We start from the raw sequence: 12,229 nt of genomic DNA, 5'->3' as shown, positions 1-12,229 counted from the left end.
TAGCCGTCGCGCCGCGGCGTGCCAGTGCCGCGACGGGTGGCCGGCGGACCAGCGCTCAGCGCCGCGGCGAGCGGCCGGTGAGGCGGGTGTAGAGCTGGTAGCCCAGCCAGCGCAGGGGCTCGGGCGGCAGGCGGGGCAGGGGCTTCTGATGGAAGGGAAGATCCCGCCAGCGGGCGGCGTCGCCGCTGTAGAGGTCGCGCAGGACTTCGCCGGCGAGGGCGCCGAGCGCCAGGCCGTGGCCGCTGTAGCCGAGGGCGTAGTACAGGTTGCGGTGCGCGCCGGTGACGCCCATCGAGCAGACGCGGTCGAAGGTGATCGCCAGCGGTCCGCTCCAGCGGTGCGCGATCGGCGCATCGGCCACGCCCGGAAAGTAGCCGCGCAGCCGGCGCTCGACGGCCGCGAACCGCGGCCGGGCGGCGTCGGGCGAGGGGAACGTCGGCGCGCCGCCGTAGCGGTAGCTGTAGGCGAGGTTGCCGCCGCCGCCGAACAGCAGGCGCCCCTGCGGCGTGCGGCAGCCGTAGGCGATGCGGTCGCGGTCGTCGGCGAAGCCCTCGGCCGCGCCCCAGCCGAGCGCCGTCCAGCGGCGCGCCGAGAGCGGCGCGGTGGCGACGACGTGCGAGTGCAGGGGCAGGATGCCGGCGCGGAAGTAGCCGAGCAGCGGGGTGTAGGCGTTGGTGGCGAGGACGGCGGCGGGGGCGCTGACGCTGCCGTCGGGGGTCGTCACGGTGATCGTCGCGCCCTCGCTGACGCGCAGCACCGGCGTGTCCTCGTGGATCGCCACCCCGCGCTCGAGCAGCCGCGGCCGCAGGCCGCGCAGCAGGGCGGCGCAGTTGACGCGCGCCGCGGTCGGGTCGCGCACCGCGCCGTGGGCGCCGCGCAGCGGCACGGCGCTCGCCGGCAGGTGCTCGAACGGCAGGCCCCAGGCGCGCCAGGCGTCCACCCGCGCCGCCGCGGCATCGGCCGAGCGTGCGGTCGTCTGCACCTCGAGACATCCGGTGCGGGCGAAGCCGCAGTCGAGGCGGCTCGCCGCCGCCAGCGCCGCGACGATGTCGATGCCGCGGCGGGTAGCGGCGAACACCCGTTGGGCGGTGGCGGCGTCGCGCGGCTCGACGCCGTTGATGCCGTTCAGCACCTGGCCGCCGTTGCGCCCGCTGGCGCCGTTCGCCAGCGCCCGGGCTTCGAGCAGGACGATGCGGCGGTCGGGAAAGCGCTCGCTCAGGTGCCAGGCCGTGGACACCCCGGTGATGCCGCCGCCGATGATCGCCACGTCGGCGGTGACCGCGCCGCGCAGGGACGGCAGCCGCTCGTAGGGCGGCAGCTCGGACAGCCAGGCGGAGGTGTTGTCGTCGAGGGGCGCGGGACGCATGCGAAGGTTGTCAGCCTCGATGCGACAAAAGACTTTCACCACGGAGGCACGGAGACACGGAGAGTGCTGATCTCGAAGCCCGCTCAGCGTTCATCCCAAAGCTCATTGGAAATGGAGTGAGAGGGAGGGCCCGCGCCTTCGCTATGGCACCGAGCCCTCCCTGTCTCCGTGCCTCCGTGGTGAGGAGTCTTTTGTCTCAAACACCTTCACCACGGAGGCACGGAGACACGGAGGGGGCAGCGTCGGAATGGCGGGTGGATGGGATCCCTATGGCCATTGCTGATGGGGTTGGGGATCTCTCCCGAACCCGCTCTTCTCCAGGTTCCTCCGTGTCTCCGTGCCTCCGTGGTGAAATGTTTTCGTCATATCAAGGTTGGGTTGTCAGGGTGTTCCGTGGTTCGTCAGAGCGCGGACATCGATTGGCGACCTCAGAGTAGCAAGCAACACCATGGCAACCGAACAACCCATGCTTTACTCCACCCCATCGGAGTGGGCATCCTGCCTCAGCATGGCCCTCGGCACCCGCGTCCGCCTCTGCCTCAAGGACCTCTACCAGCAGGACATCATCGAGATGATCGAGCGCGAGACGCGGCGCTACGAGCTGTGCTCGATCGAGCATCCGGATCATCCCGACTTCAGCCGCAGCTACGCGATCCTGTGGAACGCCTTCGGGCCGCAGGGCGAGATGGAGCCGGAGCACGCGATCCGTCGCTTCCTGCTCGACGACGCCTTCGACCCGCTGCCGTCGGGCACGTTCATCCGCTATTTCCTGCTCGTCGCCAAGGATCGCGACGGCAACCTGCGCGGCGTGCGCGACGGGTCGGTGATCTACAACCCGCGCTGGGCGCCGGACCTGTGCACCGTCTACCTGTCGCACATCTTCATGCTGCCGGAGGCGCGCGGCACGGTGCTCACCTACTGGCTGCGCATCGCCCCGGTCGAGCTGGCGGTCGAGTACCTGTTCCAGCTCCACCATCGCGGCCTGGTGGCGCTGCCGCAGCCCGACCAGCCGGGCCGGTACTTCGGCGTGCAGATGAACCTGGCGGCGGAGATGGAGTACTTCTCGCCCGACGATCGGCTGTCGCTGCAGCGCATCCTCTTCTACGGCCGCGGCGGCTTCGACGTCATAGACCCGCGCCACTTTCCCTATCGCCAACCCGACTTCCGCGATCCGGCGGTGATCCAGGCCACCGGCAACACGCCGGTGCCGTTCATGTTGCTGCTGCGGCGCATGGGGCGCGAGCGGCAGGCGCGGCTGCCGCTCGACGAGGCGCGGGCGACGATGCGCCTGCTCTACGACGAGTTCGCCTGCTTCTGCACCCCGGAGTTCCTGCAGAACAGCCTCGACATCGTGCTGCAGCGCCTCGAGGACCGGCAGGCGAAGGGCAAGACCGACGTCGCGCTGCTGCCACTGCCGACCGGGCCGCGCAACCTGCATCGCCTGAAGCGGCTCTTCCGCTACGACATCTACCGCCGCTACTACCCGCAGGCGCCGGGCACCGCGCACTATCTCGAGCGCCTGCGGCCGCTGCTCGCCGCCGATCCGCGCTGGTTCGACGCCCAGGTGGCGTCGCTCGCCGAGGAGCTGGGACGCACCCCGCACTACGTCTACGGCTCGCGCGACAAGCGCTACGAGGTGGATGCCATCCCGCCGCTGCTGGCCGAGGTCGACGATGCCTTGCAGGCCGATGGCGCATCTGCCAGAAGCCCCGAGCGCGCGAGCCCGGCGGCGCCGGGGCGCGCCACAGAGGAGCGACGCGGCTGAGCATGGTTTCGACCCCGCCCGCGGGTGACCCGGCCACCCCGGTCATCGCGCTGGAGAACGTGCACAAGCGCTACGGCTCGTTCGTCGCCGTCGAGAACGCCAACTTCGACATCCCGCGCGGCGAGTTCTTCTCGATGCTCGGGCCCTCGGGCTGCGGCAAGACGACGATGCTACGGATGATCGCCGGCTTCGAGGAGGTCACCCGCGGCCGCATCCGCCTCGACGGCGTCGACGTCTCCGCCGTGCCGCCCTACCGCCGCAACGTCAACACCGTCTTCCAGCAGTACGCGCTCTTCCCGCACATGAACGTGTTCGAGAACGTCGCCTTCGGGCCGCGCACCAAGGGCGTCGCCGAGGCGACGACCCGGCAGCGGGTCGAGCAGATGCTCGACGTCGTCCGCCTGCGCGATTTCGCCACCCGACGCCCCGATCAGCTCTCGGGCGGGCAGCGGCAGCGCGTCGCCCTGGCGCGGGCGCTGGTGAACTTCCCCAGCGCGCTGCTGCTCGACGAGCCGCTGAGCGCCCTCGATCTCAAGCTGCGGCAGGCGATGCAGATCGAGCTCAAGCGCATCCAGCGCGAGGTCGGCATCACCTTCGTCTTCGTCACCCACGACCAGGAAGAAGCCCTGACCATGTCCGACCGCATCGCGGTGATGAGCGAAGGACGGGTGGAGCAGGTGGGCACGCCGGAGGAGATCTACCATTCGCCGGCGACGGTGTTCGTCGCCGGGTTCATCGGCACCGCCAACCTGCTGCCGGCCGTCGTCGAGCAGGTGAACGGCACGCGCGCCGTGGTACGGCTGGCCGGCGATCACCGCGTCGAGGCGCCGATCGGCCACGGTGAATTCCACCCCGGCGGCCATTGCGTCGTGATGTTGCGGCCGGAGCGGATCAGGCTCACCCGCACGCCGGCCGAGACCCGCTGGAGCGCCATCCCGGTGCAGGTGGGGGAGGTCATCTTCCAGGGGCCGGTGCTGCGCTGCGTGCTGCGCGACGCCGCCGACGGCGAGATCATCGCCAACATCGACGACGACGAGCGCCCGGCGGGCCTGGCGCGCGGCGCCCACATGTGGGCGTCGTGGGACCCGAACGGGGCCCGCCTGCTGCCGCCGCGCCCGTCGACGGTGGAAGCGGAATAGCCGGCCACTCGCCCCCTTGCCCTCATCCTCGCCCGCTCCTCGGCGCCAGCAGGGCCAGGGCAAGGAAAGGGCAGGGGCGAAGCGGGTCAGTATTCCATCGCCAGGCTGAGGGTGCCGACCGGGAACGGGTTGTCGTTCGAGTTGATCGCCTTCAGCGTGTCGTTCAGCACCAGCACCCTGATCCCGGCGCCGACGCTCCAGGCGCCGAAGTCCTCGGGGATGAAGGCGAGCGGCATCGTCGCGGCGAGGCCGAAGCTGAAGAAGCCCCAGATCGGGTCGTCGACGCCGTCGTTGTAGTAGTCGTAGAGCGAGATGCCGACGGCGAGCGGGACGCTGAGGGTGACCGGATACTTCTCGGGATCGAGCATCGGCACGGTGATCTCCAGCCCCGGCTCGACGGCGAATTCGCCGTAGCCGCCCTTGGTGGTGCCGAACGAGGTGTTGTCGGTCTCGAAGGCGAAGGTCGCCGTCGGGCCGAGCGCGAAGGGGCCGAGCAGCTCGCTGTCGTCATAGGCCAGGCCCACCGCCACCTCCTGGGTGGTCGCGAAGGCGCCGTTCGGGCTGGTGTAGACGTTGTAGGTGACCGAGGTTTCGATCCCGCCCTGCCAGCCGAGGGTCAGGCTGGGGTAGTAGTCGGTCTCGTACAGGTTGGTGGGACCGCCGGTGGCGCCGGTCTTCTCGGTCTGAAAGCTGTTCCAGATCCCCATGCCGAGCGTGGCCGAGCGCAGCGGCGCGTCGCCTTCCCAGAGGTGGAAGTTGAGCTGCGCCGACGGCTGCCAGATGAAGCCGTTGCGCTCCTGCAGGATGCCGCGGAAGAAGTAGGCGGTGGTGAAGTCGTTGGTCAGCCCGAACGACAGCCGCCCGTGGTTCGGTCCCTTCGCCACTTCCTCTTCCTTCGGCTCGGGCGTGCCGAGGGTATCGGAGCCGCGCTCGTCGAGTGCCGGCGCGGCGTCGTCCTGGGCCCGCAGGTTGCCCGGCAGCAGGACGACCAGCGCGGCCACCGCCGCCCACCCGATCTGGCGGGCGCCGCCGGTCCAATGACGACATCGACCCATACGTTCCCCCTTTCCCTTCCACCCCACCCCATGTGGGTCGGCCCATCACGAATCCGAAACGCGCTTACACCCAACGTCGATGCTGCCGCAAATCGCGGGCGGCGCCGGGCGCGCTCCGTCGCCTCCGCGGCAGGGCGCTCGGCCGTGGCGATGATTGCGCCCACGGCGGGGCTCGGCTAGCCCCTCGGCAATGGGGAACCGGCGGCCGAGCGAGCCGAGCCCGGACGCGTTGCACGACCTGCAGCTCACGGATGCGCGCTGGCGGGCGGTGTTCAGCGCCGCCCGGGACGCGATCATCAGCATCGACGCCGCCGGCATCATCACCCTGTTCAATCCCGGCGCCGCGCAGGTGTTCGGCTATCGCGAGGACGAAGTGCTGGGACGCAACGTCGCCATGCTGATGCCGGAGCCGTACGCCGCCGATCACGACGCCTTCATCCGCCGCTACCAGCGCACCGGCGTGGCGCACGCCATCGGCCGCGTCCGCCACGTCCAGGCGCGGCGCAAGAACGGCGAGGTCTTCCCCATCGAGCTGACGGTGTCGGAGGCGCGGCTCGGCGACGAGGTGCTCTACACCGCGATCCTGCGCGACATCTCGGAGCAGCGCGAGCTGCAGCGGGTGGTGCGCGAGCGCGAACGCCTGGCCGATATCGGCGCCATCACCGCCAAGATCGTGCACGACCTCGGCAACCCGCTGGCCGCGCTCTCGATGCAGGCGCAACTGCTGCTGCGGCGTGCCAAGCGCGGCGACTTCGCGCCGGTGTCGAAGGTGCGCGACCCCGCCGAGCAGATCCTGCAGACGCTCGGCCGGCTCGAGACGCTGGTGCGCGAGTTCATGGAGTTCGCCCGCGAGCAGCGACCGAGCCTGCGGCCGATCGCCGTCGAGCGCCTGCTCCGCTCCTGCGTCGACATGTGGCAGCCGCTGGCGCAGGAGCGCGACATCACCATCCGGCTCGACGGCCGCCAGGCGCTGCCGGAACTGCGCGGCGATGAGATCATGTTGCGCCGCGTCCTCGACAACCTGGTCAAGAACGCGATCGAGGCGATCCAGCAGGGACCCGGCAGCATCGTGGTGCGCGCCGAGCTTCCAACGGCCGCGAAAATCTCGCTCGTGGTCGAGGACGATGGTCCCGGGGTTCGCGAAGGACTCGACGTCTTCCGGCTCTTCGAGACAACCAAGTCGGAGGGGACTGGAATTGGCCTCGCGGTTGCTAAACAACTCGTCGGAGCCCACGGTGGCTCGATCGCTCACCAGCCGCGCAAACCGCGCGGCACGGTGTTTCGCATCGAGCTGCCGTTGGGGGGTCCAACGAGCCGTGAGTAGGTAGAACCAATGGTGCTGTTGCTGGACGACGACGAGGACTTCCGCAAGGCCCTGGCGGACAATCTCGCCGACGACGGAATCGCCGTTCAACAGTTCGGGCGTCCATCGCAGGTGCCGCCGCTGGAGAGTCTGGAGCGGCTGACGATGCTGATCCTCGACTATCAGATGGATGGCGAGAACGGCCTCGACTTCGCCGACCGTTTCCACGACACCCATCCCGACGTGCCGGTGGTGATGGTGACCGCCTACTGGAGCGCGCACCTCGATGCCGAGGTCGAGCGTCGCGGCTACCTGCAACTGCGCCGCAAGCCGGTCGACTACGAGGAGCTGGCGCGGCTCCTGCCGCCGCAGTGAGCGCGGCGCGCCTCCCGCTTCTCATCCGCATCCCGCCAGGGCCGCTTCGACGGCGGCGACCAGCTCGTCGACGGTGACCGTGCCGTCGCCCGAGCGGTCCATCGCGGCGCAGGCGTCGAGGCCGCTGCCGGCGAGCGCGATGGTGACGCCGCGCACCAGCTCGTCGACGGTGACGGCGCCGTTGCCGTCGCAGTCACCGACGCAGCGCGGCGCCGCGACGTCGACCGACACGGTGGCCAGGTTGCCGTCGGTGTCGCCGTCCGAGGCGGTGAAGGTGAAGGCGTCGGATCCGGCGAATCCCGCCTCCGGGAAATAGCGGGCGGTGGCGCCGTCGAGCCCGACGGTGCCGTGCTGCGGCTGCGAGACGATGCGCAGCGTCACGGGGGTGCCGTTGGCGTCGCTGGCGACCAGCGGGATCGACACCGCCGCGCCCGCCCTGGTGGTCGCGGTGCCGTCACTGGCCACCGGCGGCGTGTTGGGGTTGCGGCTCTCGCTGCCGGGTCCGTTGTGGCAGTTCCAGCAGCCGACCTGGAAGCCGGGCCAGAAGTGCTTGCTGCCGAAGTCGGTGCTCAGCATCCGGTCGCCCCTGACGCGCGACAGCGGCGTGCCGCGGAGATCGGCGCCGTGGCAGGCGCGGCACTGGTCGAGGCGGCCCTCGGCGGCGTCGGGATGGCTCTCCACCCACGCCTGGCCGAGCGGGTGCAGGCCGTGCGGGCCGCCGTTCACGGTGCGCGGCGTCTGCGCGTGGCAGGCGGTGCACTCGGCGAGCGCGCCGGCGTGGCCCTGCAGCGCGATGCTCTGCAGGTTGTCGTTGCGCCCGGCGCTCGGGTACTCGGCGTGGGTCGAGCCGTGGCAGGCTTCGCACTGCAGGCCGCCGTGGCCGGTGGAATAGCGGTACAGCGAGTGGCCGGCGAGCGGCGTGTCCGGCTGCGTCGCGAAGGTCGGATCGACCGCCTGGCGCACCGCGCCGTTGGCCTCGAAGACGCTCGTGTAGCGCAGGGCGCCGGCGTTGTTGACCGCGGTGCCGGTGTGGCAGCTCTGGCACGCCGGCTCGTCGAGCCAGCCGGTGCGGTCGGCGCTGGCGACGTCGCGCATGCTGCCGTGGCAGCTCTGGCACTGCATGGCGAGGCTGCCGTCGGCCGCCACCGCGCTGCCCATGGCGCCGCGCAGGCAGCGGGTGACGGACCCGGGGTGGCAGCGATAGCACGCCCCACGGTTGTTCTCGTCGTCGAGGCGCAGGCCGGTGAGCGGGTCGACGACTCCCGCCATCCGCTTGTGGATCGCCTGCGTCAGCGGCTCGATCCCCGGCAGGCCGCTGCCCGGCAGGGCTTCCGAGAGATGGCAGCGGGCGCAGAGGATCGGGGTGCCGCCGGTCGCCGTCGCGTACAGGCCGGCCGGATCGTAGCCGGCGCTGGCCAGCGCGTCGGTGAAGGCCGCGGTGCCGCCCTCGAGGTCGTCGTGCAGGAGGAGCACGTTGAGGCGGCTGTCGCGTTCCGGGTCGGGATCGCGCACCCAGCCGCCGGACGGTCGGGCGGCCGGACTGGATCCGGAGGCGTGGCAGGCGCGGCAGTTCAGCTCCTCGGAGACCGGCAGCACGATGTCGGTGCGCGCCAGCTCGCCGCCGCCGGCGTCGCGGGCCACCAGGCGCATCAGGGGATAGGTGTTGATGGCGCCGTTGTCGTCGTGCGGCGTGATCGGGATGCCCTCGGCGAGGAACCAGCTCTTCGCGGCATCGAAGCTCATCGGCTGGGGGACGTTGGCGGCGCCCGGCATGGCGTTGCCGGCGAGGCCGACGTCGGGGGCGGGCGCGACCCCGAACAACGCCTGCACGTACGTCCAGAAGTTGGTCTTGCCCGCCGACGTGGCGTTGATCGAGCCGTCCGGGTCGGCCACCGCCTGATAGGTGACGGTGATGCCGTTCGCGGCGCCGACCAGATGCCCGTTGGGGTCGACGAGCTGCGCCGCGATGGTGTTGTACGGCGGCAGCAGGGCGAACACCTGGTAGTCGGGGTCCATGCAGTGCATGCCCAGGTTGTTCCAACCGACCAGGGTGTAGCGCCCCGCGGCGGCGGCGCCGCGCGGCAGCGCCGCCATGGTGAGCCCGGCGATCAGGGACAGGGGCAGAGACAGGGAGAGGCGGATCGGTCTACGTGGCATCATCGCTCACCTGCTAGAGACGAAACAGTAGCGGCGGATCTTGCGCCATGACACCCGCGACGTCTCACACCCTTCTCATGACCCTGGCCATGCCCGACGGCGGCGCGATGCTCGACGCGGCGGCGCGCCTGGCGGCGGCGGCGATCGGCGGCCTGGCCGTGGGCATCGAGCGCCAGTGGTCGGGACACGCGCAGGCTCATTTCGCCGGCGTGCGCACGTTCACCCTGCTCGGCGGCGGCGCCGGGCTGGCGGGGTGGCTCTTCGCCCAGGGCGCGCAGCTCCCCGCGGCGGTGCTGATGGCGGGCGCCGCGGCCCTGATCGTCGTCGCCTACCGGGTCTCCAGCCGACACGACGTCGACGGCACCAGCGAGGTGGCGGCGCTGGTGGTCATCGCCGCCGGCTTCCTCAGCGGCTTGGGCGAGCTGGCCCTGGCGAGCGGCGTGGTGGCCGTCACGGTGCTGATGCTGGTTGAGAAGAGCCGCCTGCACGCCTGGGTGCGGAGGCTGAACGACGCCGAGATCCGGGCCGGCGCCCGCTTCGCGGTGATGGCGGTCGTGATCCTGCCGCTCCTGCCGCAAGGCCCCTACGGGCCGCTCGGCGGCGTGCGCCCGCGCCTGCTGTGGATGCTGGTTCTCCTCTTCTCCGGGCTGAGCTTCGCCGGCTACATCGCCCGTCGCGCCATCGGCGCGGGCCGCGGCACCGTGCTGACCGGCCTGCTCGGCGGCATCGTCTCCTCGACCCAGGTGACGCTGGCGCACGCCCGCGCCAGTCGCGATCAGCCGACCCTCGGGTTGCCCCTGGCCAGCGGCGCCCTGGCCGCGTCGACGGTGCTGTTCGCGCGCACCGCCCTGGCCGCGGCGATCCTCGCGCCGTCGCTGGCCTGGGCGCTGCTGCCCTGGCTCGCCGCGCCGGCCGCCTGCGGCCTGCTGGCCACGCTGCTGGCGCTGCGGCCGTCGGCGGCGCCGGAGAGCGCGCCGGCGCCAGAGAATCCGCTGCAGCTTCGCGGCGCGCTGCAGATGGCGCTGCTGTTCCAGGCGGTGCTGATGGTGGTTGGCATCGCCCGTCAGGCCTTCGGGGCTACCGGTCTGCTGGTGTCGGGCGCTCTTCTGGGCCTCACCGACGTCGATGCGGTCACCGTGTCGATGGCGCGCATGATCGCCGACGGCGCCGATGCCCGCGCCGCCGCCCAGGCGCTGGCCGTGGCCATTCTCTCCAATACCCTGCTCAAGCTGACGCTGGCGCTGGTCGTCGGCCGGGGCCGCTTCCGTCTCGTCATGGGCGCCGGTCTCGGCGTCATGGGCGCCGCCATCGCGGCCAGCCTGCTCCTCCTCTGATCCGCTTCTCTCGGCCCCACGGGGCCGCTGTCCCGCCTGGAGAGCCGCGCCCGGCGCGGCCGCTCGACGCCCCGGCGTGGCCACCGCGCGCCTGGCGGGGCAGCGGGGGCGGATCACGGCCCGATCGAAAGGCGGCGCGTTGTAGCAGATCGCACCGGTCCTACCAGTCCTGACGATACGGGCATCGGGATTTCCCAGGCATGGGAGATCGTTGGCCGTGGATCGGCGCTGAGCGCCGATTCACGGCTGGCACGCCGCTCGCTCTCATGTAGCCGCACATGGGACGAGGACTGGCGACAGGGCGGCGCCCCACGGGGCGCAGGAAGGAAGATGCCATGTACTACTTCTTCGACTTCCGCGGCGCCTATCTCGGATACCTGGACGACACGGGGGAACTCTTCGACGAGCGTGGCGTGCGCTGGGGGCGGCTGGTGCGCGGCGGGCGGGTGATCGGCGCCGACGGACGCGAGCGCGGCTACCTGAACGCGCAGGGGTGTTTCTTCGAACCGGGCGGCGCCTGTCGCGGCTATCTGCGCGACGAGACGGCACGGCCGCCACTTGCGGAGCTGAGATGATGTCGGCTGAGCGCGGCGCGAGGCGCGAGGCGGTATCCGACGACGAGTTGGAGACCGCGCTCGAGGAGGCCGCCGATCCGGTGGCGGCGACGATGGAAGTGGCCGAGAGCGAGGAGACGGACGTCGAGCTGTCCGGGCGGCCGGACGCCGAGCGCCTGTTCGCGGTGGCCCTCGGTCGCGAAGGGTTGCTGAGCCGCGGCGAGGAGGAGGTGCTGGCGCGGCAGATCACCAAGGCGCGGGCGCGCATCCGCAGCGTGCTGCGCGGCGCCCGGCGGCTGAGTCGCCTGGCGCTCGGCAATGCCGGCCGCGGCGTCGTCCGTCCGGAGCAGGATTTCCGCGAGCGCGAGGCCGTGGCCATCCTGCGCTATGCCGAGCGGGCGGTGGGAAGCCGCCATCCGGGCAGCAGCGGCGGCATGACCCGGCCGCAGATGCGCGCCTTCATTCGCGAGCTGCGCGCCGCGCTGACCGCCTACCGCGAGTTGCGCGATCAGATGGTGCGCGCCAACGTCCGCCTGGTGGCGACGCTGGCCCGCCGCTACCACCATCCCACGCTGACGTTCCTCGATCTCTTCCAGGAGGGGACCTTCGGCCTGATGCGGGCGGTGGAGAAGTACCAGCCGGCGCGCGGGGTGAAGTTCAGCACCTACGCCTCGTGGTGGATCTGGCAGCAGCTCGGCCGCACCGCCGACATGCAGGGCGATCTGATCCGCACGCCGGTGCACTGGAACCAGTTGCGGCGCCGCGTCGGCCGCACCCACACCGACGGCGACGACAGCGTGCTGGCGGACGCCGAGGGCATCGCCAGCGAGCGCTTCGCCACCATGACGCAGGCGTTCCACTACGTCTCCACCGAAGCCCAGACGGACGACGACCGGCCGCTGGCCTCGGTGCTGCCCGCCGCCATCGCCGATCCCGAATCGCAGGTGGCGCAGACGGTGCTCGGCCAGCGCCTCGGCGCGCTGGTCGAGGGGTTGCCGCCGCGCGAGCAGCTCATCGTCCGCCGCCGCTTCGGCCTCGGCCGCGAGGACCCGCATACCCTGGAGGCGCTGAGCAGCGAGCTCGGGGTCAGCCGCGAGCGCGTGCGCCAGCTCGAGACGCGCGCCCTGGCGCGCCTGCGCAAGGCGTGCATCGCGGAGGGGCTCGGCGACTATCTCGGCTGA

10 protein-coding genes are annotated in these 12,229 nt (G+C 71.5%); 7 read left to right on the top strand and 3 right to left on the bottom strand.

Features of this window, described 5'->3' with window-relative positions:
• Window positions 1–55: 55 nt before the first annotated feature.
• A complete protein-coding gene (locus KF840_17810) occupies window positions 56–1,366 on the bottom strand; it encodes an FAD-dependent oxidoreductase (protein MBX3026766.1) in 1,311 nt (436 codons plus the stop codon).
• 466 nt (window positions 1,367–1,832) lie between these two features.
• Here KF840_17810 and KF840_17805 point away from each other — a divergent pair, with 466 nt between their 5' ends.
• Both KF840_17805 and KF840_17800 read left to right on the top strand, forming a co-directional pair.
• Window positions 1,833–3,131 carry a hypothetical protein gene (locus tag KF840_17805; GenBank protein ID MBX3026765.1) on the top strand — a complete coding sequence of 433 codons (1,299 nt, stop codon included), beginning with the start codon at window positions 1,833–1,835 and terminating at the stop codon, window positions 3,129–3,131.
• A 2-nt stretch (window positions 3,132–3,133) separates the two neighbouring features.
• Window positions 3,134–4,270, top strand: a complete 1,137-nt coding sequence (locus KF840_17800; GenBank protein MBX3026764.1) for an ABC transporter ATP-binding protein — start codon at window positions 3,134–3,136, stop codon at window positions 4,268–4,270.
• 86 nt (window positions 4,271–4,356) lie between these two features.
• Here the strand turns inward: KF840_17800 and KF840_17795 are convergent, their stop codons facing one another.
• The gene (locus KF840_17795; protein ID MBX3026763.1) at window positions 4,357–5,325 is read right to left on the bottom strand and encodes a hypothetical protein; all 969 of its coding nucleotides are present in this window, start codon (window positions 5,323–5,325) and stop codon (window positions 4,357–4,359) included.
• 190 nt (window positions 5,326–5,515) lie between these two features.
• Between KF840_17795 and KF840_17790 the strand changes: the two genes are divergently transcribed.
• Together KF840_17790 and KF840_17785 are read left to right on the top strand one after the other, a co-directional pair.
• Window positions 5,516–6,649 (top strand): PAS domain S-box protein, encoded by a 1,134-nt coding sequence (locus KF840_17790; protein ID MBX3026762.1) that lies wholly within the window; start codon window positions 5,516–5,518, stop codon window positions 6,647–6,649.
• Window positions 6,650–6,658: 9 nt separating this feature from the next.
• Entirely contained in the window at window positions 6,659–7,003 is a 345-nt protein-coding gene (locus KF840_17785; protein MBX3026761.1) for a response regulator, read from the top strand.
• A gap of 21 nt (window positions 7,004–7,024) precedes the next feature.
• Here the strand turns inward: KF840_17785 and KF840_17780 are convergent, their stop codons facing one another.
• Window positions 7,025–9,160 carry a hypothetical protein gene (locus KF840_17780; GenBank protein ID MBX3026760.1) on the bottom strand — a complete coding sequence of 712 codons (2,136 nt, stop codon included), beginning with the start codon at window positions 9,158–9,160 and terminating at the stop codon, window positions 7,025–7,027.
• A 77-nt stretch (window positions 9,161–9,237) separates the two neighbouring features.
• On the opposite strand from KF840_17780, the gene KF840_17775 reads away from it, so the two are divergent.
• The 3 genes from KF840_17775 to KF840_17765 all read left to right on the top strand — a co-directional run bounded on the left by KF840_17775 (window position 9,238) and on the right by KF840_17765 (window position 12,229).
• Window positions 9,238–10,494 carry a DUF4010 domain-containing protein gene (locus KF840_17775; protein ID MBX3026759.1) on the top strand — a complete coding sequence of 419 codons (1,257 nt, stop codon included), beginning with the start codon at window positions 9,238–9,240 and terminating at the stop codon, window positions 10,492–10,494.
• 335 nt (window positions 10,495–10,829) lie between these two features.
• Window positions 10,830–11,069 carry a hypothetical protein gene (locus KF840_17770; protein MBX3026758.1) on the top strand — a complete coding sequence of 80 codons (240 nt, stop codon included), beginning with the start codon at window positions 10,830–10,832 and terminating at the stop codon, window positions 11,067–11,069.
• A complete protein-coding gene (locus tag KF840_17765) occupies window positions 11,069–12,229 on the top strand; it encodes a sigma-70 family RNA polymerase sigma factor (protein MBX3026757.1) in 1,161 nt (386 codons plus the stop codon). Before KF840_17770 ends, KF840_17765 begins: the two co-directional genes overlap by 1 nt.

The organism is bacterium, assembly GCA_019637795.1.
Lineage (GTDB): Bacteria > Desulfobacterota > Binatia > HRBIN30 > CADEER01 > JAHBUY01.
This window is presented reverse-complemented; position numbering and strand designations above follow the sequence as displayed.

Coding starts and splice junctions, on each gene's coding strand:
- KF840_17810 (MBX3026766.1), bottom strand. CDS start 1,366: ATGCGTCCCGCGCCCCTCGACGACAACACCTCCGCCTGGCTGTCCGAG.
- KF840_17805 (MBX3026765.1), top strand. CDS start 1,833: ATGCTTTACTCCACCCCATCGGAGTGGGCATCCTGCCTCAGCATGGCC.
- KF840_17800 (MBX3026764.1), top strand. CDS start 3,134: ATGGTTTCGACCCCGCCCGCGGGTGACCCGGCCACCCCGGTCATCGCG.
- KF840_17795 (MBX3026763.1), bottom strand. CDS start 5,325: ATGGGTCGATGTCGTCATTGGACCGGCGGCGCCCGCCAGATCGGGTGG.
- KF840_17790 (MBX3026762.1), top strand. CDS start 5,516: ATGGGGAACCGGCGGCCGAGCGAGCCGAGCCCGGACGCGTTGCACGAC.
- KF840_17785 (MBX3026761.1), top strand. CDS start 6,659: ATGGTGCTGTTGCTGGACGACGACGAGGACTTCCGCAAGGCCCTGGCG.
- KF840_17780 (MBX3026760.1), bottom strand. CDS start 9,160: ATGCCACGTAGACCGATCCGCCTCTCCCTGTCTCTGCCCCTGTCCCTG.
- KF840_17775 (MBX3026759.1), top strand. CDS start 9,238: ATGACCCTGGCCATGCCCGACGGCGGCGCGATGCTCGACGCGGCGGCG.
- KF840_17770 (MBX3026758.1), top strand. CDS start 10,830: ATGTACTACTTCTTCGACTTCCGCGGCGCCTATCTCGGATACCTGGAC.
- KF840_17765 (MBX3026757.1), top strand. CDS start 11,069: ATGTCGGCTGAGCGCGGCGCGAGGCGCGAGGCGGTATCCGACGACGAG.